The sequence below is a fragment of the Sinorhizobium kostiense genome, assembly GCF_017874595.1.
GTDB lineage: Bacteria > Pseudomonadota > Alphaproteobacteria > Rhizobiales > Rhizobiaceae > Sinorhizobium > Sinorhizobium kostiense.
In genome coordinates, this window is record NZ_JAGILA010000002.1 from 265,623 (window position 1) to 289,152 (window position 23,530).

Genomic DNA, 23,530 nt, shown 5'->3' on the forward strand with positions numbered 1-23,530 from the left:
CTGGGCTCGGCTCTAAACCGAAATATCGAGCCCGATATCGAGCGTCGGCGCGGCCATGGTGATCTTCGAGGTCGAGATATAATCGACGCCCGTTTCGGCGATCGCGCGGATCGTCTCGATCTTCACGTTGCCGGAGGCCTCGAGACGGGTGCGGCGCGGGTCGCCGGCATAGTCGGAGGCCTTCAGTCCCCAATGGGCGGCATTGACCGCCACGGCTTCGCGGAGAAGGTCCGGTCCCATATTGTCGAGCAGGATCACGTCAGGCGCTGCGGTCAGTGCCGCACGCATCTGCGCAAGGCCGTCCACCTCGATCTCGACCTTGACGAGATGGCCGCAATAGGCCCGCGCAGCGCCAATGGCGTCGGCGACGCCGCCGGAGACGGCGATGTGGTTGTCCTTGATCAGCACCGCATCGTCGAGCCCGTAGCGATGATTGGAGCCGCCGCCAAGGCGCACCGCATATTTCTCGAGCGCACGCAGCCCGGGAATCGTTTTGCGGGTGCAGCAGACTTTTGCCGCCGTGTGAGAGATCTCGTCGGCGAATTTTGCCGTGTAGGTGGCGATCCCGGAGAGGTGCATGAGGAAATTGAGCGCCACGCGCTCCGCCGACAGCAGGCCGCGCGCGCGGCCGGAGATGCGGGCGATCACCGTGCCGGATGCCACGCGGTCACCATCAGCGACCAATGCTTCGAAGCGGATCGACGGATCGATGAGGCGAAAGGCCGTGCGCGCGAGCTCCAGTCCGGCAATGATGCCCTCCTCGCGTAGGCGCATCTCGGCCGTGGCCGCCATCTCCGGTCCGACGGTGGCAAGCGTGGTAATGTCGCCGGCTCGGCCGAGATCTTCATGCAGGGCGTTTCGCACCTGCTCCTCGACCATGAGAGCGGACAGTTCAGGGCGAAGGGCGGCGGTCATGGTGAGGTTTCCCCAGATTGGTCTGAATCTTCGTGGAACGCGAGAGCTAAATGATTTTGGTGGATCCGACCGGAATCATGTGATCTCGTCACGCCGGCTCTGTTTCGGCAACCTCGGCAGCCAGCCGCTCGGCCTCAGCCAGCGTGAGATAGGTGCGCCTCTGCCATTCGCGCCGCGCTTCGGGGCAATCGGCGCGGAAATGGCCGCCTCGGCTTTCCATGCGGCGCAGAGCGGCGATGGCGATGAGCTTGGCCGTGGTGATGATATTGGCGAAGCGCAGCCGTGTATTGGCGCGCTCCAGCTCGGCGATCTCTCTGATCGCGCGCGTCAGGCTCTCGCGCGTGCGCACGACGCCAACGCATTCGCTCATCAGTCCGCGCAGACGCTTGAAAGGCGGGCTGTCCTCGACCGTTACCGGATCATCGCTCTCGCCGGCGTCGTCACCCCAGGGGGTGAGCTTCGGAGCCGGCAGGGTGCCCTTGATGTTTTCGGCAATGCGCGCGGCAAAGACGACCGCCTCGAGCAGGGAGTTGGAGGCCAGCCGGTTGGCGCCGTGGACGCCGGTGGAGGTCACCTCGCCGGCAGCCCAAAGACCGTCGATGGACGTCCGGCCTTCGCCATCCGTGAGCACGCCGCCCATATGGTAATGAACCGCCGGCGCCACCGGGATCGGCTGCTTCACGGGGTCGATTCCGGCGGAGATGCACGAAGCGTAAACGGTCGGAAACAGTTCGGGGAAGTGCTTGCCGATGGCCTTAGTGCAATCGAGGAATGCGCCGCGTCCGGCCTGCACCTCGGCAAAGACGCCGCGCGAGACGACGTCGCGCGGGGCCAGCTCGCCATCCGCGTGGATATCGAGCATGAAGCGATGACCCTTGGAATTGACCAGGACGGCGCCGTCACCACGCAACGCCTCGGTCGCGAGCGGCGCCGGGTCCCTGCCGATATTGATGGCGGTTGGATGGAACTGCACGAATTCCGGATCGGCGATGATGGCGCCGGCCCGCGCCGCCATGCCGACGCCCTGGCCGCAGGCCTCCCAGGGATTGGTGGTGACGGCGTAGAGGTGGCCGACGCCGCCCGAGCAAAGGACAACGGCGCGCGCCGGGAAGGCCACGCGGGTCTTGGCTTGGCCGGCATCCGGCCGCGCCACCACGCCGGAGATGAAGCGCCCCTCGCGCACCAGCTCTTCCACCACATAGCCTTCGAGCACGCGGATCGACGATGTCCTGCGCACGGAGGCGATAAGCGCCTCCATGATCGCCTGCCCGGCCATGTCGCCTTTGACGCGGACGATACGCCGCTCGGAATGGGCGGCCTCGCGTGAAAGCACCAGCTTGCCCTCGAGATCGCGGTCAAAGGGCACGCCGTACTCGAGAAGGTCGTGGATGCGCGCCGGCCCTTCGGCGACCATCATCCGCGTCATCTTCTCGTCGACTATGCCGGCGCCGGCGGCAACCGTATCGGCGACGTGTTTCTCGAATGTGTCTCCCGTGCTCATCGCCGCCGCGATCCCACCTTGGGCCCAGGCAGAGGAGGCGCCATGGCCGATCGGCGCAGCGGCGAGGATGGTAACAGGACGGGGCGCGAGCTTCAGCGCACAAAACAGTCCGGCAAGGCCGCCGCCGACGATGACGATGTCATCGATCCCATTGAAGGACTGCGGACGAAAATGGTCGGTCAGCATGGCGCGATTCTCCTCAAACGGGCTCTCATGAGCGCCGGGGCGCGGGCGGAACCCACGCTCATCCCTGCGAGACTACTGCTTCAGGTTCACCATGCGCTCGACTGCGAGCCGGGCACGGTCGGCAATCGCGGGATCAACGAGAACCTCATCCGTCATATTCAGCAGACTGTCGAGGATCTTCGGCAGCGTGATGCGCTTCATGTGCGGACAGAGATTGCAGGGCTTGACGAAGTCGACCCCTTGCACTTCCGCCTGGATGTTCGACGCCATCGAGCATTCGGTGACGAGCAGCACGCGACCGGGCCGCTTGTCCTTGACATAGTTGATCATGCCCGAGGTCGACCCGGAGAAATCGCAGACGGCGATCACGTCCGGGTGACACTCCGGATGGCCGATGATCTCGATTCCCGGATTCGCCTCCTTGTAGGCGAGGAGCTCGTCCGCGGTGAAGCGCTCATGCACCTCGCAATGGCCCTTCCAGGTGAGGATCTTCTTGTTGGTCTGACGGGCGACATTCATCGCCAGATACTCGTCTGGAATGCAGAGCACCGTGTCGGAGTCGAGGCTCTCGACGACCGAGAGCACGTTCGAGGACGTGCAGCAGATATCGGTCTCCGCTTTCACCTCCGCAGAAGTGTTTACATAGGTGACAACCGGCACACCGGGGTAGCGCTGCTTCAAGAGCCGCACATCGGCACCCGTGATCGACTCCGAAAGCGAGCAACCGGCCCTGGCATCGGGGATCAGCACCGTCTTGTCCGGATTGAGCAGCTTCGAGGTCTCGGCCATAAAGTGCACACCGCACTGGATGATGACTTCGGCATTCACCTGGGTGGCGTCACGCGCAAGCTGAAGCGAGTCGCCGACGATGTCCGCGACACAGTGGAAGATGTCCGGCGTCTGATAGTTATGCGCCAGTATCACGGCGTTGCGCTCTTTCTTCAGCCGATTGATGGCGTGGACATAGGGCGCGTAGGCTGCCCATTCGAACGCTGGAATGAAGTCCTTGACCTTTTCGTAAAGGTGCTCGGTCTCGCGGGCGATGGCCGGCGTGAAGGCGAGATCCGGCTTTTCGAGGATGCCGAAACGTGCCGCAGCGCTCTCGAAGGCGGAAGCAGGCGCTGCATCCGTGCGAAGGTCAAGCATGGTCATCGGCACTCCTCTCAGCCGCGGGGGCGACTTCCTATTATACTCACAATGAGCATAATTGGGGCAAAACAAAAGCGGCTAGGCCGCCGCCAGTGATTTAGAAAGTTTTGTGACAGATTTCAAGCGTCGCAAATAGTCAATGCGCCCGTGTTGCCGGGCGCATCGTCTCCCGAGTTAGGTCATGGCCGGACGCGCGATGCCCCTCTCTTCGATCGGCCAGTGGACGACCGCCGCGAAGATGCCGAGCGCGACACCCAGCCACCAGACCGGATCGTAGGATCCGAAGCGGTCGTAGAGGTAGCCGCCCATCCATACTCCGAGAAAGGAACCGATCTGGTGCGAGAAGAAGACGATGCCCCCGAGCAGACCGAGATGGCGCGTTCCGAACATGATTGCCACCAGTGCATTCGTCGGCGGCACCGTCGACAGCCAGAGAAGCCCCATAGCAATCGCAAAGACAATGACGGAGGTCGGCGTTTGCGGCAGCAGCAGAAAGGCCGTCACAGCGATCGAGCGGCCAACATAAATCCACGCCAGGAAGTAGGGCTTCGAATAGCGCTGGCTGATGACGCCGGCCGACAGCGAACCAATGATGTTGAAGAAGCCGATCAGGGCGAGAGCGATGACCGCGTAGCGGGCATCTATGCCGATATCACCCAGATAAGCAGGGAAATGCGCTGTGATGAAGGCCACCTGGTAGCCGCAGACGAAGAAACCGGAGACGAGCAGCAGATAGCTCCTATGGCCGAACGCTTCCTTCAGGGCTTCACCGATCGTCTGCTTGAACTGCGCTTCCGCCTGGCGACCTGAACTGGCATTGCCTCTGAGCGGGACGGCGACGAGCGGCACGAGCAGCATCAGCACGCCGAGATAAACGAGACTGTCGGACCAGCCATAGGCGGAAATTAGCCCCTGGCTCAACGGCGCGAACAGGAACATGCCCGCCGAACCGGCGGCCGTGCCGATGCCGAAGACAAACGATCGCTGCCCGGGCGCGACATTGCGGGCGAAGGCCGACAATACGATGCCGAAGGAGCCGGAAGCGACCCCGAGGCCGACGAGAACGCCGCCGCCGATGTGCAACCAGATCGGCGCATTCGCAAAAGCCATGATGGTGAGCCCACCGGCATAAAGAACACCCGACAGCGCCAATGTTCGCCAGGTGCCGAATCTGTCGGCGATCGCACCGAAAAAGGGCTGACCGAGACCCCAACAGAGATTCTGTATGGCCATGGCAAGACCGAAGGTCGTCCTGTCCCAACCGGTGTCGGCCAGCATCGGCAGCTGGAAGAAACCCATCGCCGACCGCGGACCGAAGGTCAGCATCGCGATCAGGGAGCCGGCGGCAATGATCAGCCAGGGCAGGCTGCCATGTTCGGCCGAGCGGCTGACGGCTGGAGTGACTGCGGACATGGAACGGCTCCGATTTGTTGAGGGGCCAGCCTATGGCGGCACGCGAATTGCGCAAAGCCAATTTATTTGACGTTGGGATCACAAGAATTGATGGCGCGCTGCGGCAGGTCCTCTACCGGGAGCTTTAACCTCTGCCACGTCCCTTCATCGGCCAGCGCTCCTCCCGGCGGCGAACGACATCGGCCGCGTCGCCGAGTTTCACCGTCCCCTCGCCGCGCGGCACGGCATTCCAACCGAAGAGAACACCCGGTACGCGGCGGTCGGCGGACATGCGCTTTTCCGCGAGCCCCTGGATCGGATTGCCGCCGATGCGCTCGCCGCTCATCTGGTCCTGCGTCGTCATGATGCAGCGGGCACAGGGTTTCACGAGATCGAAAACGATGCCGGCGATCTCCAGGCTTTCCCAGAGATCCTCCGCCCAGGGCTCGTCGCAATCGATCAGGATGTTGGTGCGGAACCGATCCATGCCGACCGGCTCCTGTCCCTTTTCAACGAGAGTGCGATTGAGGTCGTCAAGCGAACCTGTCGTGGTGATCAGAACCGGAAAGCCGTCGGCAAAGCCGACAGGCGCTGCCGTTCCCGCCCATTCGGCGCCGACGAAACGTTCGGCCGCATCGTCCATGTGGACGAGTTTGACAGGCCGCTCGAACCAGCCGGAGAGTATTCGATTGGCGTTCTCGCTGGCAACTGCAGCACTCACCTCGCTCGACCACACGCGGACATCGAGCCGGCGGTCCGGATCGAATCGGGCTGACAATTCGCTGCCGTTCATCTTCAGTAGCACGCCGCCATCGACAGGCTCCGCCTCCACCTGGGCGAGCGCCTGCAGTTCGCGCTGTGTGATGAAGCGGCCATCCGGCGCGACCACCATGAAGCGCCGGTCACCGGCGAGCCCGTCGAGAGTGACGGTCACGGACGTTTGCGCAATAGCCCGCCCGCTTTTCAAGGGATGGATGTTCAGGCCGGCTACTTTCATGGGATTTTCGGATTTGAGAAACTGATTCACGTCGTTCGCAGTTCGATTCGTCGGACGGCGGCAAGATGCTGAAAGGTTTAGATTTCATCGAGCAGCATGGCAAGCACGCAGCGCAGCCGCTCCTCACGCTCCCGTGCCAGCCGGCGCCCTGTCGCGGTCTGAAAGCCGTCGGCGAGCCGGAACAGCTTCGTTTCGAAATGGTCGATCGCGAAGGCCTTGTCGTCGAGCGGCCGGTCTTCGGCCAGCGGATCGAGCGGGTCGTAAAGGCCGCTTCCCATCCGCCCGGCAATGTAAAAGCAGCGGGCGGCACCGACCATGCCAATGGCGTCGAGCCGGTCGGCATCCTGCAGGATCTTCGCCTCGAGTGTCTCGGGCGGGATGTTGGCGGAGAAGCTGTGCGTCAGGACAGCATGGGCGACGGCTGAGATTTCCGCCGTTCGCCAGCCGAGTCCGTCGAGGATCTGCCACGACTTTTCGGCGGCAAGCCGCGAAGCTTCGGCCCGCAGCGGCGAGTTCTTCTCGACGGCGACGCAATCGTGCAACAGTACGGCGGCCGCGAGCTGGCGCGCATCACCGCCTTCCTCCGCCTGGATGCGCGCGGCATTCTTCCACACGCGGATGAGATGTGCGGCATCGTGTGAGCCGTCGTCTCCGGAAAAGGCGTGGGGCAGAAGCGCGGATGCAAGCTCCTGATGGGGCGCAAATGCGGCGGCTAGAGCGGAAGTGCAAGTCATGCGCGGCCCCTACCCTCGCCGGGCGCGCCTGCCAATGTTTCAGGTGCATCCGCCGGACCGCGGGCCGACAATATCCGCTGGTAGAAAAGGCCGATCCCGATCAGCACCCCGCCGAGGCCGATGAAGGAGAGCGCCCTCAGGAAGCCCTCGAGATTCGACATGTCAACGAGGAAGACCTTCAGCACCGCGATGAAGACGAGCACCGCCGAGGCGATGCGAATGCTCTTGGCGTCGAAACGCGAGCCGGCGACGAGCAGCAGGACCCCGAGCACCAGCCAGACGACCGAATAGGTGTAGGTTTCGCCCTGAAGAAAGCCCTTCCAGTCGGCAATGCCTTCGCCCTGCCAGAAGCGCCGCACGCTCAAGCTCGCCCAGGCGAAAGCAAGAACGGCGCCGCTGACCGCAAGTGCCGTCACATAGGGCACGGGCCGCCTGCCACGCGCGTACCAGGCAAGGCCGGCATATCCGATCGCCGGCAAGAGGTAGCCGATGAACAACAGGTCGAAGACGGGGATTCGCCCGAGCAGTTCGCCGCTGAAATAGGGATTCAGCCCGACGAGATGGGCGGCGAGAACCGACAGCATCGAGAGCAGGCCCAACGCCATGCCGCCATAGCGAAAGACCGGGCTCGGCGATCTGCCGTCGAGAGTCATGAAGATGCCGGATGCCCCGATTGCAAGGAGCGTGTAGATCGCCTGTTCTCCGAGCGTCGGGACGGAGCTGTCGAGCACGCCGCCGTTCATGGCGTGGCGCACGAGGATCGCAAGCGTCAGGAGCACGAAAAGGCTTGCGAGCGCCTGCAGAAGATTCACTACGCGCCTGTCCCGCGCGTCCCGCAGCAAATAGGCGCAGGCGACCAGCAGCACGGCCGGAATGCCGTAGCCCGGCAGAAGCGCGTTGAACACGGGCGTCGTGCCGAGTCGGCCTGAGCCGACAATCGACGGCTCCCAGGCGATACGCCCAAGCACGACGATGGCGGCGGCTGCGGTCACCCAAGGCAGGATAGGCCAAGCGCGAAGCTGCGTTGCAAAAGTGTAGGACGCGCCGAGAAGTGCGATCGCAAGCGTCGTGACAAGGCCGTCCGTCCAGGCATGGAGACCGATGATGAAAAGGCCGAAGGAACCGAGGACCAGGATGCCGGCGGCCGCATCCGGCTCACTCGCCTCGGCGCTGCCGCGATAGAGCCACTCGGCGAGGGCAAGAAGAAACAGGCCGCCCACAAAGGCGGCAAGCCCGTGCGGCAGGTCGAAGCTGAAATTGCCGGTCATCAGGAAGGACATGCCGATGAGGGCATTCGGCACGATCGCGGCAAGGCCGGCCCATAGGATCGCGAATTGCTGCTCCGAGGCTCGCCGTCCTGCAAGGACAGCGGAGGCGAGCAGCGGAAAGAGCGCCGCCAGGAGCATCGCGGTCGACATCGCCATGCGGCTCGGGATGACGATCCCCGGGGATACAAGTGCCGTGTCGAGATAGGCGAGAACGTCGCTCAACGCAGTCAGCGTCCAAGTACCGGCAATGGCGGCAAGCGCCGCAAGGAGCGCCAAGTAAACTGCCGTCGTCCGCAGGGCACCGACCGCGGCAAGGACGGCCGTCACGATCACGAATTCGGCAACGGGGAAACGTGCCGCCTCCACCGCTGGACTGATGAAGAGAAGCGCCAACATGGCCGCGACGATCGCTGCCGAGAGCGTGATTGCCACCTTGGGCGGCGCGAACAGCCCTTCCCATGCGCCCGCCCCATGGGTGGCGGGTAGCGCTCCCGCCGATTGGCTGAGCCTGGCCTGGAGGCCGGCAGGCCAGACCAGGCCGATGCCGCAGATCATCACGAGCAGTGCGATGGTGACCGGCGGAGCCTCGAAGGGCGCCGACAATGCGACATAGGCGAGTCCCCAGAGACCAAGGCCGACATTGGCGAGGGTCGGCACGAGCGACCAACGCCGGAGGCGGGACGCGGCGAGCGTGGCGAGCCAAGCGACCGATAGAAAACCGAACAGGACCCAGGGCCTTGGCTCGCCGCTCGAGACGAACAGTGGCGTCAAAAGCGAAGCCAGAAGCCCAAGTCCGGCGAGTGCCTGTCCGTGTAGCAGCGACAGGGAAACGATCATGAGCGAGACCACCGCCAGAAGGACGAAGGCTGCGGCCGTGCCGATGAAGCCGTAGATCCCGTGCGCCGCATAGACAACGCCGAACAGCGTCACGGCACCGGCAGCGGTCAGCACGCCCGGGATCATGGCATTTCGGAAACGATCGGCGATACCCGGCACCGCTCGGCGTCGAACTACCTCGCCCGCGACACCGAGCGCGAGACCGAACACCGTGGCGAGCGCCAAGCGGACGGCCGGGCTCAGGAGGCCCGCTTCGATCGAATACTGCACGAGGAAAAAGCCGCCAAGAGCTAGCGCCAGGCCGCCTACCCAGACCGGCCAGCGCCCGCCAATCCGGCTTTCGAGACTTTCTACGGGAGCCGCGCCGACGGCCTCGCGAGGTCCGGTTTCGGCTGCTTCGCTGCGAGCGGTCGCCTCAACGCTTTCCCCTTCCACCGTGCCGAAGAAGCCTTCGCCTTCGCGCGCCCGCGACCAGGGGCCGCCAGCGGATGGTTCCTCGAGCGCCGCCGCTTCCGGGGTCTCCCGCCTTTCGGCGAGAGTATCAGCAGCCGCGGTCCGGGCCCCTTCATTGGCCAGCTCGGCGATCTGCGCTTTCAGGCTCTCTATCTCGGCGTTCAAGCGCTGTGCCGCCCTGCGGCCGCCGAGATAGGCGGCAAGCGCCAGGATAAAAGCAACAAGGGCAATGAGTTCGAACATGGTCCCCCACACCACGGTTACACTTCAACGATTCGCATAGGTTTGGCCGTAATGCCAGAGCAGGTCATCCCGCTTGAACAGCAATCTTTTCGCAACCATCGGTTTTCCCATAAAGTGAGATCCCTTTGCCCGGAGGCGCAGCAATCTCTTCACCGAACTGTCGCACAACTGTCACCAGCTGGCTGCTAGAGCGACTGCGGAACGCCGCGGACAGGCGGCCGCTTCTATCGTTCAACCGGAGAATGACATGATGGACAAATATCTCGGATCGACGGATGAAACCGAAATCAAGACCCTCACTGAACGCAGGGAGGAACTGGAGGATATCGGCCAGAATTGTTCCATCAACCCGACGATGGGCGACATCATCAACCGCCGCTTCTCGCGCCGCTCCTTCCTTGGCGGGTCTCTGGCGGTTGCCGCCATCTCGACGACCGTGAGCCCGCTTGCGTTGTTGACGGCAGAAGAGGCAAGAGCGAACGGCGCGTCGCAATTCGACTTCAAGGAGATTGAAGCGGGCGTCGACGAGACGCACCACGTGGCCGAGGGCTACGATGCCGACATTCTGTTACGCTGGGGCGACAAGATCTTTCTCGACAGTCCGGAATTCGATCCGCTCAAGCAGACCGCCGAGGCCCAGAGCCGGCAGTTCGGCTACAACAACGACTATGTCGGCTTCATCCCGCTCGACGACAATGCGGATCATGGCCTCCTGGTCGTCAACCATGAGTACACCAATGCGGAAATCATGTTCCCGAATTTCGCCCGTGTCGAAAAGGTGATGGAGGACGGGAAGGAGGAAGAGAAGGTCGTCCTCGGCGACTACACCAAGGACCTCGTCGACATCGAGATGGCGGCACATGGCGGCACGGTCATCGAGATTCGCAAGGTCGATGGCAAATGGCAGCCGGTTCTCGATGGCAAGTACAATCGCCGCATCACCGCCAATACCGAAATGCAGATTTCCGGACCGGCGGCCGGCCATGAACGTATGAAGACGCCCTCCGATCCGACAGGCATGAAGGTCTTCGGTACCATCAACAACTGTGCCGGCGGCGTCACCGCCTGGGGCACCTATTTGATGGCCGAGGAAAACTTCAACGGCTATTTCGGAGGCGAGCTTGCAGAGAATCATGCCGAATACCAGCAACTGAAGCGTCTCGGGGCGCCGGGCGGACAATATGCGTGGTCGAAATTCTACGACCGTTTCGACGTCTCCAAGGAGCCGAACGAGGCCAACCGCTTCGGCTGGATCGTCGAGGTCGACCCGTTCGACCCCACCTCCGTGCCGAAGAAGCGCACCGCGGTGGGCCGGTTCAAGCACGAAGGCTGCGAATCGATCGTCAACAAGGACGGCCGTGTGGTGCTCTACAGCGGCGACGATGAGCGCTACGACTATGTCTACAAGTTCGTGACCAAGGGCACCTACAATCCGAACGACCGCGCGGTGAACATGGACCTCCTCGACGAGGGCACGCTCTACGTGGCGAAATTCGACGAGGACGGCACGGTCACCTGGATGCCGCTCATCCACGGCCAAGGGCCGCTGACGTCCGAAAACGGCTTCGCCTCGCAGGCTGACGTTCTGATCAATACCCGGCTTGCCGCCGACGCGCTGGGCGCAACCAAGATGGACCGCCCGGAAGACGTTCAGCCCAATCCGAAGACGGGCAAGGTCTACGTGATGCTGACCAACAACACCAAGCGGAAGGAGGAGGAGGCGGACGCCGCAAACCCGCGCCCTAACAACGCCTTCGGCCACATCATCGAGATCACGGAAACGGACGGCGATTTCGCTTCCACGACTTCCCGCTGGGACATTCTGCTCAAGTGCGGCGACCCGAGCATTGCCGAGGTCGGCGCCTCCTTCTCGACGGCAACGACCAAAAACGGCTGGTTCGGCATGCCGGACAACTGCGCGATCGACGCAGACGGCCGGCTGTGGGTGTCCACCGACGGCAACAGCGAGGAGCAGACCGGCCGCACGGACGGCGTGTGGGCCGTCGACACGGAGGGCGAAGCCCGCGGCACGTCGAAGCTGTTCTTCCGGGTCCCGGTTGGCGCGGAAATGTGCGGCCCGACCTTCAACCCGACGAGCGACACGTTCTTCCTCGCCGTGCAGCATCCGGGTGATGCAGGCCTTGCGACCTACGAACAGCCCGCGACGCGCTGGCCGGACTTCCGCGACGACATGCCGGTTCGCCCGGCCGTGGTCGCCGTCACCAAGCAGGGCGGCGGCAAGATCGGCTATGGCGAGTCTTTCTAGAATGGTGGGCGCCGCATGACACGTGCGGCGCCCGTTCCATGTTCAAGCCGCTGACGGCGGGACCGGCCTTAATGCCTTCAGCGTCGCCTGGACGAACCCGTCGCGTGCGGAAGAAGCATCGATGCCGCGCGGTTCATAGACATGGCGGTTCAGGAAATGGGCGGTAAGACGGAATGCCGCCGCAAGGCTATCATGATCGGCCGCTTTCTGTCCGCCGGATAGAAATTCCGGCATGGCAAGCATGCGATCGGCATAGGGTGCGCCGGCGTCGCGACTGACCGCACGGCCGGATTTTGGCGAGACATAGACAAGCTCGTCACGGCTGCCCGTCGCCGCGCATTCGGAAAGGTCGAGGCCGAAACCGAGATCGTTGAGGACCGCCAGTTCGAAGCGCACGAAGAGTTCGCCGGCATCGGCGGGATCATGCAGGTGATCGACAATGACGGCGAGCGCCTCGTAGAGATGCGGATGTGGATCGCGTTCGGGCAGAAGCCGTAACAGGGCGCCGAGCGCCTGGATGCCATAGACGGAGGTCGCCGCCTCCATCAGCCTTCCGGCACGCAGTTGCTGCGGCTCGACCCGGAATTCGCCGAGATGCTCGTCGAGCCGCGCGCGCCAGGTCACCTCCACCGAATTGCCCGGCTGAAGCACCGGCTGCATCGCGCGCGAGCGGCCGGAGCGGACGAGGCCCAAATGCCGGCCGTGCCCGGCCGTCATGAGCTCCGCGATGACAGAGCTTTCGCCATGCCTGCGGACCCCGAGAATGATGGCTTCGTCGCTCCATTGCATGGAAATGGCATACACCCGCGTCGCAAAGGCGATCAAGCGGAGAGCTTAAACCCGGCACAGAGTCGAAAGCCCCTTTCTGCTAAACGTCCCACGCACTACATTCTGGATGGCCCAAATTCAAAAAGCCATTGCATTGAGGCACAGGCTGTGTCGGCAGAACCTTCCGATCCAGTTGGCAACATCGGGATTATTTCGAGTATGTGTGTGTTCCGCCCCGCGCAAATCATTATCCTCCTCGTTGCATCGATCGGCCTTTCCAGCTGCGTGAGCAGCAAACAGCAAGCCGCGCGACCACGGGGCCCGGACCCCTTTTACACGGCAATGTACGGGCCGATGCCGAATGAGAGATTTCCGCTGCCGGCGACGGACATCAGCAAGGTGGACCCACGCTTTCTGCGCCAAGAGGTGCCCTACTCCACCTACGAACCACCGGGTACGATCGTCATCGATACGCCGAACCGACATCTCTATCTGGTCCAGGGAGGCGGTACGGCTCTGCGTTACGGAATCGGCGTGGGCAAGGAAGGACTGGAGTTTGCCGGCGAGGCCCGCATCGGGCGGAAGGCAGAATGGCCGCGCTGGATCCCGACCTCGGACATGATTGCGCGCGAGCCGGAACGTTATGGGCCGCTCGCCGGCGGCATGGAACCGGGCCTGACCAATCCGCTTGGTGCACGCGCCCTGTACCTTTATCAGGACGGCAAGGACACCTTGTTCCGCATTCACGGCACCCCGGAAGCCTGGTCGATCGGCACGGCCGTTTCGAGCGGCTGCATTCGCATGCTCAATCAGGACGTCATCGATCTCTTCAACCGGGTACCGGAGGGAACACGGGTCGTCGTGATCCAGGCAGAACCGCCGATGAGTGCCGCGGTTCTGCCGGACGAGGCCCCAACAAGCACGGCCGCCGAGAACCCCCTCCTATCCTTCTGAGCGCGTTACCACGCATCAGGGGCACGGACCAAGTGAACGATGTTAGCGGGATTCATGATCCAGCCGCCACGGAACCCTTCACCCAATTCTTCCACGGCATCGCAGCGCACTGCTCCCTTGGCGGCGAGGTGAGCAAGCGCCCGCTCATGGTCGTCAGCGAAGAGCTCCAGCCAGACTTCCGCCTGGCTCAAATGCGGCACTTCATCGATCCACAGGCGGTTCGGGCCGAGAATGAAGCCCTTGGCCGGCTCTTTCTCGTCGAATGGCGGCAGGCCGACGACGTCGCGATAGAAGGCGACCACGGCCTCGTATTCGTGGCTTGGCACCTTCATTGCAATGTTGAAGCCGCCCTTTATCTCGGTTGCCATTTTGAAGATCTCCTTAGACTTGCGGCTCGAGTGCCGGCTTGCCGGAAAGCTCGCCGACATAGTAGCCCTCGCGCAGGTTGATGCCGTGTTCGATCCAGGCCTTCATGCAGGCGAGCATCTGCGACCAGCCCTCGCAATTTAGATAAGAGTTCTTCTGCCCCTGCTCGTTCTCCCGCCAGCCGCTTTCGGCAATGGTGACCATGGTCGAGCCGTCTTCCAGCGGCTGGAAACGCATTTCGACGCGTGTCCGATAGGGTGTTTCCCCTTTGGCGACCATGGCGTCCCAGCGGAAGACGATCCGTTCATTCGGGTCGACGACCTCCACCTCCACAGGGACTTCGCCCCACCAGCTGACCGTGGCGCCGGCGACCAGGGGACCGCTTATGCCGCCAAGCGTGACGAAATAGCGGCTGAGCTTATCCGGATTGACGACTGCGTCGAACACCTCCCCGACCGGACGGGCAATGCGTCCATTCACACGAAATTCGAAAGGCATGGCGTCCTCCTCTCATTGTGCCGCTCGATGATATGTTATAAAAATATAACATGTCAATCGATTCGAAAGATGATGCTGTTTTCAAGGCTCTGGCAAATGGCCTGCGCCGGCAAATCCTCGACGCACTGAAGGAGGCTCCTCAAACGACGGGCATGATTTGCGAGCAATTCGCAAATCTCGACCGCTGCACCGTCATGCAGCATCTGAAGGTGTTGGAAGACGCCAACCTCGTTCTCGTTCGGCGCGAGGGACGGGAGCGCTGGAACCACCTGAATGCGTTGCCGATCCAGGCCATTCACGACCGCTGGATCAGCCAGTATGCCGGCCAGGCGATGTCCGTGCTGACTGCCCTCAAGCACAACCTCGACAAGCAGTCGGAGTAACGGTCTTTCCATCAATCGCCTTTGTGCGTATGAACGGGATCGGTTCTTGCAATCTGGGATATCGTCGTGCGTTACCTCATCACCGGCACCGCAGGTTTCATCGGCTTTCATGTCGCCAAGCGACTTCTCGACGATGGGCATTTCGTGGTGGGTTTCGACGGTATGACACCCTATTACGACGTGACGCTGAAAACCCGTCGCCATGCCATCCTCGAGCGGTCGAACGGCTTCAAGGCTGTCACTGCCATGCTCGAGGATCGGGCAGCCCTCGATCGTGCAGCGGAGCTTGCCGAGCCGGAGATCATCATCCATCTCGCCGCACAGGCTGGCGTTCGCTACAGCCTCGAGAATCCGAAGGCTTACGTGGACTCCAACCTCGTTGGTTCGTGGAACATCCTCGAACTCGCAAGGGAAATCGGCCCGAAGCACCTAATGCTGGCCTCGACATCCTCCATCTACGGCGCCAATGAGAAGATCCCGTTTGCCGAGACGGATCGAGCCGACGAGCCGATGACGCTCTATGCGGCTACGAAGAAATCGATGGAGCTGATGGCCCACAGCTACGCCCATCTCTATCAGGTGCCGACGACTGCCTTCCGCTTCTTCACGGTCTATGGACCTTGGGGACGACCGGACATGGCGCTCTTCAGATTCGTCGACGCCATCCACAACGATCGCCCTATCGACATTTACGGCGAAGGCAGGATGAGCCGCGACTTCACCTACATCGACGACCTCGTCGAGGGCATACTTCGGCTTTCGCATATCGCCCCCCGCGAAGACAATCGGATCGCAGCGGACAGGACCGAGGACACGCTCTCGCGCCATGCGCCGTTTCGGATCGTCAATATCGGCGGCGGTCAACCGGTTGACCTCATGACCTTCGTCGGAACGGTGGAAAAGGCGGTCGGCCGGCAGGCGATTCGCAACATGCTGCCGATGCAGCAAGGCGACGTTCCGCGCACCTATGCTTCGCCAGAGCTGCTCGAGGCGTTGACGGGTTTCAGGCCCTCCATTTCGGTCGAGGAAGGCGTTCAGCGCTTCGTGCAATGGTATGAGCAATATTACCGTGGCGGCACAGCCAGTTGACTCGGAAAAAAAATGGCTTCCGGAGAAAGAGAGCTGGCCCCTGTCATTTGTGGGTCGAAAATCGGTCCTAATTGCCTATCAATGGAATGAGGCTTACCTCCCAAGAGCCTTGAATATCCAACGACAAAGGAAGAGCGGATGAAGATAACGATGATTGGCGCCGGCTACGTCGGGCTGGTTTCCGGCGTGTGCTTTGCGGATTTCGGCCACGACGTCGTCTGCCTCGACAAGGACGAGAGCAAGATCGCGGCACTGAAGAAGGGAGAGATTCCAATCTTCGAACCGGGTCTCGCCCAGCTCGTTGCCCACAACGTCGCCGCGGGACGCCTGAATTTCACGACCGAGCTTACGGCCGCCGTCGCCGGCAGCGACGTCGTCTTCATCGCCGTCGGCACGCCGTCGCGCCGTGGCGACGGCCATGCCGACCTCTCCTACGTCTATGCGGCTGCACGCGAGATCGCCGCCAACCTCTCCGGCTTCACGGTGGTCGTAACCAAATCGACAGTGCCGGTCGGCACCGGCGACGAGGTCGAGCGCATCATCCGCGAGACCAATCCGGAGGCCGACTTCGCGGTCGTCTCCAATCCGGAGTTCCTGCGCGAAGGCGCGGCGATCGAGGATTTCAAGCGGCCCGACCGAATCGTTATCGGCGTGGACGGGAATGGCGATCGCGCACGCGCGGTGATGACCGAGGTGTATCGTCCCCTCTACCTCAACCAGTCGCCGCTGCTCTTTACCTCGCGCCGCACGTCCGAATTGATCAAATATGCCGGCAACGCGTTCCTCGCAATGAAGATCACCTTCATCAACGAGATGGCCGACCTCTGCGAGAAGGTCGGCGCCAATGTCCAGGACGTCGCTCGCGGCATCGGCCTCGACGGACGTATCGGCTCCAAATTCCTGCACGCGGGTCCCGGCTACGGCGGCTCGTGTTTCCCGAAGGACACGCTGGCGCTGGTAAAGACGGCGCAGGACCACGACAGCCCGGTGCGGCTGGTCGAGACCACGGTCGCCGTCAACGACAACCGCAAGCGGGCGATGGGTCGCAAGGTGATTGCAGCCACCGGCGGCGACGTGCGCGGTCGCAAAGTCGCCGTGCTCGGCCTCACCTTCAAACCGAACACCGACGACATGCGCGACAGCCCGGCGATCGCGATCGTCCAGACCCTGAAGGACGCGGGTGCCGAGGTCACGGGCTATGACCCGGAAGGCATGGATAATGCCCGCAAGCTCATCGACGGCATCGAGTATGCGAAGGATCCTTATGAGGCGGCAGCACGCGCCGAGGCGCTGGTGATCGTCACGGAATGGAACGAATTCCGGGCGCTGGACTTCGCGCGGCTGAAGGCCACCATGAAGACGCCGCTGCTCGTCGACCTGCGCAATATCTACCGCAAGGACGAGGTCACCAGGCACGGCTTCAGCTATGCGAGCGTCGGTCGACCGGACTGACCGTTGGGAGAGAGAGGGATGTGGGACCACCACACCCCTCTCTCACTTCAGAGGGTTCCCACGGCGATTTGGAAATAAAGTCGCTTTCCGCGGCACCGGGGGTCCGATAGGCTCGGGATTTCGGACTTCCGGGCGCTGTCATGCATTGAGCGCCATGCGGGTCCGTCACGCTTTCGGGCCGACGGGAATAATGCTCTCCCAGCTCTTTCCCGCGAGGATCACACAGCTCCTGCCGGAGACGTCGGTGATGATCAGCGTCCATGTGCCGTTGTCTGCGGCATAAAGCTCCATCACCGCCTTGGGATTGACGAAACCGACGGCAGTTTGTTTTTCGTCGTATTGTCGGGCGAGAAACTCCACCACCTTTGTGCGATCGGCGCAGTTGACGACGCTCTGCGCAGCTGCCGGTTGCGAATTGATGCTGACGGACGCCAGGGCAAGGATTGCCAGGGGAAGCCTGCGCATCATGTTTGATAGCATAACGCACCTCCTTCGCCGGGAGCCCCGGCGGAAGAGGATTCCGCTGACCTGTTCCGCCGAAGACCGGCATATCGCGCCTGACACCTACCCGAGAGGACCGGTGTCGACGCATAGAGCATGACGGGCTTCAACAATCACGAATATCTCTGCGGCCGTCACGCCCGAGCCTGAAGCCGTAACGTTTGCCTGGCGCGAGCCGTTCCATGAAAGGGTTTACTTTTTCTTCATTGCTTCCATGAGCGCTGCGCCGAAGGCGCCCTGGTCGGATGCTTTCGGCTTTTGCGAGTGGGCGGGCTGGCTGCGCTTGCCGCCGTTTGGCGCACCTCCTCTCGCCTCACGTCCGGAATCGGCGCCGCCGTCCTTGCGCATGGTGAGCCCGATACGCTTTCGCGCCACATCCACTTCGGTGACCCGAACCCGGACGACGTCACCGGCCTTGACGACCTCGTGCGGGTCCTTGACGAAACGATCCGCGAGTTGCGAGACATGTACGAGCCCATCCTGGTGCACGCCGATATCGACGAAGGCGCCAAAGGCCGCAACGTTCGTCACAGTGCCCTCGAGCTGCATGCCGACCGTCAAGTCCTTGATGTCGTCGATGCCCTCGGCAAAGTTCGCGGTCTTGAAGCTTGGACGCGGATCGCGGCCGGGTTTCTCGAGTTCCGCGAGAATATCCTTGACCGTCGGCAGGCCGAAGCGCTCGTCGACGAAGACCCGCGGATCGAGCTTCCTCAGCGCAGCACTGTCCCCCATCAGCGACCGCGCGTCGCGGCCGCAGGCGGCGACGATCTTCTTGGCGACGCCGTAGGCTTCCGGATGCACGGCAGAGGCATCGAGCGGCTCTGATCCGTTCGGGATTCGTAAGAACCCGGCGCACTGCTCGAAGGTGCGTGCGCCGAGACGCGGCACCTTCAAGAGTTCCTGCCGGCTGGAGAAGGGGCCCATCGCGTTGCGATGGGCGACGACCGCTTCCGCGGACGACCTGCCGAGGCCGGAGACGCGCGCCAGCAGCGAAGCCGAAGCGGTATTGAGATCAACGCCGACGGCATTCACGGCATCTTCGACCACAGCGTCCAACGAACGGCTGAGTTTCGACTGGTCGACGTCGTGCTGGTATTGTCCAACGCCGATTGACCTCGGCTCGATCTTCACGAGTTCGGCGAGTGGATCCTGGAGGCGCCGGGCGATCGATACGGCGCCTCGCAGGGAGACATCGAGGTTTGGGAACTCCGCTGCCGCGGTCTCCGAGGCTGAATAGACCGAGGCGCCAGCTTCCGAGACGATTACCTTTGTCGGCTTCGGCGCCGGCATCTGCGCGAGCATGTCGGCAACGAGCTTCTCCGTTTCGCGGCTGCCGGTGCCATTGCCGATGGCGATCAACTCGACCTTGTGCTTGCGCACCAGAGTGGCGAGCTCGGCCTGGGTGCCGCGAAGGTCGTTCTTTGGCGGGAAAGGATAGACCGTGCTCGTGTCCAGGAGCTTGCCCGTGCCGTCGACGACGGCGACTTTGACACCGGTGCGGATGCCGGGATCAAGGCCCATCGTCGGACGCGATCCGGCGGGTGCGGCAAGCAACAGGTCCTTGAGATTGCGCGCGAAGACGCGGATCGCCTCCTCCTCCGCCCTCTCACGCAGCTCTCGCATCAGGTCGAGCGAGAGCGACAGCGAAAGCTTGACGCGCCAGGTCCAGCCGATGACGTCCAGTAACCATTTGTCCCCGGGCATCTGCCCGCCGACATCATAGGCGGCAGCAATCATGCGCTCCACCGGTTTGTGCGGAGACAGTTCCACCTGGTCGACGACGATATCGACGGAAAGGATCTCTTCGTTCCAGCCGCGCAGCATGGCGAGCGCTCGGTGACCCGGTGCCGTCGCCCAGCGCTCCGAGTGATCGAAATAATCGGAAAATTTCGCTCCCGCCTCGTGCTTGCCATCGACGACTTTGGCGCGCAGGAACGCCGTTTCGCGCATGTAGTTGCGCAGGCGTCCGAGAAGGTCGGCATTCTCGGTCATGCTCTCGGCGATGATGTCGCGAGCGCCTTCGAGTGCAGCCTTCACATCCGGCACTTCCGCGTCAAGAAAGTCTGCCGCGCGGTCGGCGGGCGCAATCGACCGATCGGCGAGGATCGCCTCCGCAAGCGGACCGAGACCGCGCTCGCGCGCGATTTCCGCCTTCGTGCGCCGTTTCGGCTTATAAGGCAGATAGATATCCTCGAGCTCCGCTTTGGTCGCAGCGGCGGCAATCTTGCCCTCAAGCTCATCGGTGAGCTTGCCCTGCCCGCGGACGGAATCGAGGATCGACACGCGGCGCGCCTCGAGTTCTCGCAGGTAGGTGAGCCGCTCGGACAGGACGCGCAGCTGCGTATCGTCGAGGCCGCCTGTAGCCTCCTTTCGATAGCGGGCGATGAACGGCACCGTGGCCCCCCCATCGATCAATTCGACGGCGGCTGCGACTTGTGCGGCGGTCGCCTTGATCTCGCTTGCAATGATGGTGGCGATGGGTTTTGCGGTCGTGGCCATTCTGCAATCCGTCTGATGTTTCCGGCGGGACCATACCGGCGCAGACGGAGTAGGCCAAGGGAAGAGCAAGAATTGCCGATTGGAACTCCACAGGAGATGGGTTGCCGCCCCTCGTGCCGCTACCGCGGCAGCGGCACGAGGGGCGGCAACTACTTCAAACGGCGACGAGTTCCAGCCGTCGGCGGTTCTTCTCGAATTCGAGAAGCTCACGCTCCTTGGCTTCGATGTAATCGCGTGAGACCGGCACCGTCTCAAGCGACGGCGAGAGCTGGAGTTGGAAGATGAAGTGCTTGTCGTAGAGGAAGGCGGTCTCCGATGAGGCGAGATAGAACTCCCACATCCGGAAAAAGCGCTCGTCATAGAGCTTTATCGCCTCCTCGCGCCGCGCCACGAAGCGCTCGCGCCAGGCCCTCAGCGTCCAGGCATAGTGCATCGGCAGGATTTCGATATCCTTTACGAGCAGTCGGGTGCTCTCGACAGGAGGGAGTACCTCCGAAAGCGCGGGGATGTAGCCGCCGGGGAAGATATATTTTTCGATCCATGGATTCGTGGCCCACGGCTTGTACACCTGGCCGATCGAGTGCAGCAGCATCACCCCGTCGGGCTTCAGGAGTTCCTTCATCTTCCGGAAGAAATTGCGGTAATTGCCGATGCCGACATGCTCGAACATGCCTACAGAGACGATGCGATCGAATTGCTGCCCCTGCAAGGTGCGATAGTCCTGCAATTCGAAACGGACGCGATCGGAAAGCCCGCGCCTGGCCGCGCGTTCGCGCGAGACCTTGAGCTGCTCCTCGCTGAGCGTGATGCCCATAACCTCGACTCCCGACGATTCGGCCAGATACATGGCCATGCCGCCCCAGCCCGATCCGACTTCCAGCACCCTCTGGCCTGGCTGGAGCAACAGCTTGGCGGCAATGTGCCGCTTCTTTGCACGCTGCGCCTCGTCGAGCGATATGCCCGGCGGATGGAAATAGGCGCAGGAATATTGCCAATCCTCGTCGAGGAAGAGATTGAAGAGCTTGCCATCGAGATCATAGTGATGGGCGACATTGTAACGGTTGCGGTTGACCGGCAGACGGCTCTTTACCTGCTGGCGCAGCACGTGCCCAAGCGCGACAATCGTGTTGGCGAAAGTCGCCGCCTTTTCCAGCCCATTGCTCTTGGCGATCGCAAGAACATCGAAAATATCGCCTTCCTCGACGACCGCTCGGCCGTCCATGTACATTTCGCCGAACTTCAGCCCGGGATCATACAGGATCGCTTTTTCCGCTCCGGCGTCGGTCAGGCGGACGGTAGCGTGTTTTCCGGTGCCGTCGCCGAGCACAACCTTCTCACCGGATGAAAAAATAACCGTCAGATTGCCCCGCTGGACAAGACGGCGGAGCAACTTCAACAATGCTGCATTCATATCCTACCTCAACGCCAGACACACAAGGGACCTCTCGGTTCTTCCGTATGGAGCGGGCAGCGGTTCGGCCGGCTTCAGGAGATGAATGTTTCGCGCGACACGTCGCCGGACGCGTCCAGAAGCGGCGAGAAACCGACTCGGGAAAGCCTCACGGCGACCGGCAAGCTGGCGCGGCACGATGTGCAGGAGCAGCGCACGGGATGTCGTCAGGCCAGCCCCTTGGGCTCCTATCCATCGGAACTTCCACTAACTTAGCGGCGTTCGGCGGTTTATCAATGGGGCTTTTTTATGGCCCTTCAAGTACTTGTTGCTTTGCAAACTCGAACGAGCCGGGGTGAGCAGTCGGTGCCGACCCTCTCCCGTGCGGTTGGCTATCAGGCTCGCGCACACCGGCGTAACTCTGGCCTCCGCGCAAGGTTTCATCGATTCCGATCGATGAGCAGCGGCACTTGAACTCTCCCCAAGGCGTTGCATTGGCCGGGACCGTCACCTACCTCCCTCCTGTAGGGCCTTTACGGGTCGACCGCATGTGTTCGCAAAATTGCACCGCGGGATGAGAAAAGGTGTACGCGGTTTTTCCGCCATTGTGCACCAACTTCGTCGCGCTGCCATGTCAGTCGATGCCGTTGCGAAGGAGGAAACACGATGAAGAAATTCGCCATGGTCGCGTTCGTCATCGCCGCCATCGTCTGGCTTCTCAACTCTTCCATCCTTGCCACGCCGCCAGCCGGCGAGACGAAGGTCCTCGCCCATCGCGGTATCCATCAGGTGCACAAGCCCGATGGCGTCGACGAGAAGACCTGCACGGCAAGCCGCATCGAACCGCCGCGTCACTCCTATATCGAGAACACGATCGCTTCCATGCGCGCGGCGTTCGACAACGGTGCCGAGGTCGTCGAAATCGACGTCCATCTCACTCCGGACCGGAAATTCGCAGTCTTCCACGACTGGACGCTCGATTGCCGAACCGACGGCTCCGGCGTCACTGAGGAAACTCCGATGTCCGAACTGAAGCGACTCGACGTCGGCTACGGCTATACGGCCGATGGCGGCAAGACTTTTCCGTTCCGCGGGCATGGCGAAGGGCAGATGCCGACACTGACGGAAGTCTTCGACGCCCTGCCGCATGGCCGTTTTCTGATCAACTTCAAGAGCGAACGGCGGGAGGAAGGCGCGACGCTTGCGGTGCTGTTGCGCATCCAGCCCAAGTGGCGCAAACAGGTCTTCGGAGTGTACGGCGGCAGGACCCCGACACAGGAGGCGCTGCGCCTGGTGGATGGGCTCAGGGGCTATGACAGGCAGTCCACCCTGTCGTGCCTCGGCCGCTACGTCGCTTATGGCTGGACAGGGCTCGTGCCGGAGGCCTGTCACGACACGCTGATCGTCGTACCTGGCAACTTCGCTCCGTTCCTCTGGGGCTGGCCGCACCGCTTTGCGGCGCGCATGCAGGCGGCGGGAAGCGATATCATCCTGGCCGGCGCCAATGGCGGCGGAGATTTTACGACGGGGATCGACAGCGCCGACGACCTGGCTCTCGTTCCGGAAAATTTTTCGGGCTATATCTGGACGAACCGGGCGGAAGCGATCGGTCCTCTGCTGAGCAAGAATCTGGCAGCGTCCAACGACAGCGAATAGCATCGTTCATGCGAACGGACACGGATCCACCTG

The 23,530-nt window shown here is 62.5% G+C and carries 19 protein-coding genes; 6 read left to right on the plus strand and 13 right to left on the minus strand.

Annotated elements, in window-relative coordinates; genetic code table 11:
* Positions 1-12: 12 nt before the first annotated feature.
* The 7 genes from nadC to J2Z31_RS07745 form a co-directional block, all read right to left on the minus strand.
* Complete coding sequence (gene nadC / locus J2Z31_RS07715; RefSeq protein WP_209601329.1) at positions 13-915, minus strand: carboxylating nicotinate-nucleotide diphosphorylase; 903 nt, start codon at positions 913-915, stop codon at positions 13-15.
* Between the two features lie 88 nt (positions 916-1,003).
* Positions 1,004-2,602, minus strand: a complete 1,599-nt coding sequence (locus J2Z31_RS07720; RefSeq protein WP_209601330.1) for an L-aspartate oxidase — start codon at positions 2,600-2,602, stop codon at positions 1,004-1,006.
* Positions 2,603-2,674: 72 nt separating this feature from the next.
* A complete protein-coding gene (gene nadA / locus J2Z31_RS07725; RefSeq protein ID WP_209601331.1) occupies positions 2,675-3,754 on the minus strand; it encodes a quinolinate synthase NadA in 1,080 nt (359 codons plus the stop codon).
* A 171-nt stretch (positions 3,755-3,925) separates the two neighbouring features.
* Positions 3,926-5,164 (minus strand): MFS transporter, encoded by a 1,239-nt coding sequence (locus J2Z31_RS07730; RefSeq protein ID WP_209601332.1) that lies wholly within the window; start codon positions 5,162-5,164, stop codon positions 3,926-3,928.
* 124 nt (positions 5,165-5,288) lie between these two features.
* Positions 5,289-6,140 (minus strand): MOSC domain-containing protein, encoded by an 852-nt coding sequence (locus tag J2Z31_RS07735; RefSeq protein WP_209601333.1) that lies wholly within the window; start codon positions 6,138-6,140, stop codon positions 5,289-5,291.
* A gap of 77 nt (positions 6,141-6,217) precedes the next feature.
* Positions 6,218-6,874 carry an HD domain-containing protein gene (locus J2Z31_RS07740; protein ID WP_209601334.1) on the minus strand — a complete coding sequence of 219 codons (657 nt, stop codon included), beginning with the start codon at positions 6,872-6,874 and terminating at the stop codon, positions 6,218-6,220.
* Complete coding sequence (locus J2Z31_RS07745) at positions 6,871-9,675, minus strand: DUF2339 domain-containing protein (protein WP_209601335.1); 2,805 nt, start codon at positions 9,673-9,675, stop codon at positions 6,871-6,873. The genes J2Z31_RS07740 and J2Z31_RS07745 overlap by 4 nt, the downstream gene beginning before the upstream one ends.
* A gap of 250 nt (positions 9,676-9,925) precedes the next feature.
* Here J2Z31_RS07745 and J2Z31_RS07750 point away from each other — a divergent pair, with 250 nt between their 5' ends.
* Entirely contained in the window at positions 9,926-11,941 is a 2,016-nt protein-coding gene (locus J2Z31_RS07750; protein ID WP_209602265.1) for a PhoX family protein, read from the plus strand.
* Between the two features lie 42 nt (positions 11,942-11,983).
* Here J2Z31_RS07750 and recO read toward each other — a convergent pair whose 3' ends face one another.
* Positions 11,984-12,730, minus strand: coding sequence for a DNA repair protein RecO (gene recO, locus J2Z31_RS07755; protein WP_209602266.1), 747 nt, complete (start codon positions 12,728-12,730; stop codon positions 11,984-11,986).
* A gap of 198 nt (positions 12,731-12,928) precedes the next feature.
* Between recO and J2Z31_RS07760 the strand changes: the two genes are divergently transcribed.
* Complete coding sequence (locus J2Z31_RS07760; protein WP_209601336.1) at positions 12,929-13,663, plus strand: L,D-transpeptidase; 735 nt, start codon at positions 12,929-12,931, stop codon at positions 13,661-13,663.
* Between the two features lie 5 nt (positions 13,664-13,668).
* Here the strand turns inward: J2Z31_RS07760 and J2Z31_RS07765 are convergent, their stop codons facing one another.
* Together J2Z31_RS07765 and J2Z31_RS07770 are read right to left on the minus strand one after the other, a co-directional pair.
* Positions 13,669-14,031, minus strand: coding sequence for a VOC family protein (locus J2Z31_RS07765; protein ID WP_209601337.1), 363 nt, complete (start codon positions 14,029-14,031; stop codon positions 13,669-13,671).
* Positions 14,032-14,044: 13 nt separating this feature from the next.
* A complete protein-coding gene (locus tag J2Z31_RS07770) occupies positions 14,045-14,527 on the minus strand; it encodes an SRPBCC domain-containing protein (protein WP_209601338.1) in 483 nt (160 codons plus the stop codon).
* A 50-nt stretch (positions 14,528-14,577) separates the two neighbouring features.
* Between J2Z31_RS07770 and J2Z31_RS07775 the strand changes: the two genes are divergently transcribed.
* From J2Z31_RS07775 to rkpK, 3 genes are all read left to right on the plus strand, one after another.
* On the plus strand, positions 14,578-14,910 hold the full coding sequence (locus J2Z31_RS07775; RefSeq protein WP_209601339.1) for an ArsR/SmtB family transcription factor: 333 nt from the start codon (positions 14,578-14,580) through the stop codon (positions 14,908-14,910).
* Positions 14,911-14,976: 66 nt separating this feature from the next.
* On the plus strand, positions 14,977-15,999 hold the full coding sequence (locus tag J2Z31_RS07780) for an NAD-dependent epimerase (RefSeq protein ID WP_209601340.1): 1,023 nt from the start codon (positions 14,977-14,979) through the stop codon (positions 15,997-15,999).
* Between the two features lie 138 nt (positions 16,000-16,137).
* A complete protein-coding gene (gene rkpK / locus J2Z31_RS07785; protein WP_209601341.1) occupies positions 16,138-17,451 on the plus strand; it encodes a UDP-glucose 6-dehydrogenase in 1,314 nt (437 codons plus the stop codon).
* Between the two features lie 165 nt (positions 17,452-17,616).
* On the opposite strand, the gene J2Z31_RS07790 is transcribed toward rkpK, so the two are convergent.
* The 3 genes from J2Z31_RS07790 to J2Z31_RS07800 all read right to left on the minus strand — a co-directional run bounded on the left by J2Z31_RS07790 (position 17,617) and on the right by J2Z31_RS07800 (position 21,862).
* Positions 17,617-17,931, minus strand: a complete 315-nt coding sequence (locus J2Z31_RS07790) for a hypothetical protein (RefSeq protein WP_209601342.1) — start codon at positions 17,929-17,931, stop codon at positions 17,617-17,619.
* 213 nt (positions 17,932-18,144) lie between these two features.
* Complete coding sequence (locus tag J2Z31_RS07795) at positions 18,145-20,451, minus strand: Tex family protein (RefSeq protein ID WP_209601343.1); 2,307 nt, start codon at positions 20,449-20,451, stop codon at positions 18,145-18,147.
* A 154-nt stretch (positions 20,452-20,605) separates the two neighbouring features.
* Complete coding sequence (locus J2Z31_RS07800) at positions 20,606-21,862, minus strand: SAM-dependent methyltransferase (RefSeq protein WP_209601344.1); 1,257 nt, start codon at positions 21,860-21,862, stop codon at positions 20,606-20,608.
* A 645-nt stretch (positions 21,863-22,507) separates the two neighbouring features.
* Between J2Z31_RS07800 and J2Z31_RS07805 the strand changes: the two genes are divergently transcribed.
* A complete protein-coding gene (locus J2Z31_RS07805) occupies positions 22,508-23,497 on the plus strand; it encodes a glycerophosphodiester phosphodiesterase family protein (RefSeq protein WP_209601345.1) in 990 nt (329 codons plus the stop codon).
* The last annotated feature ends 33 nt before the right edge of the window (positions 23,498-23,530 follow it).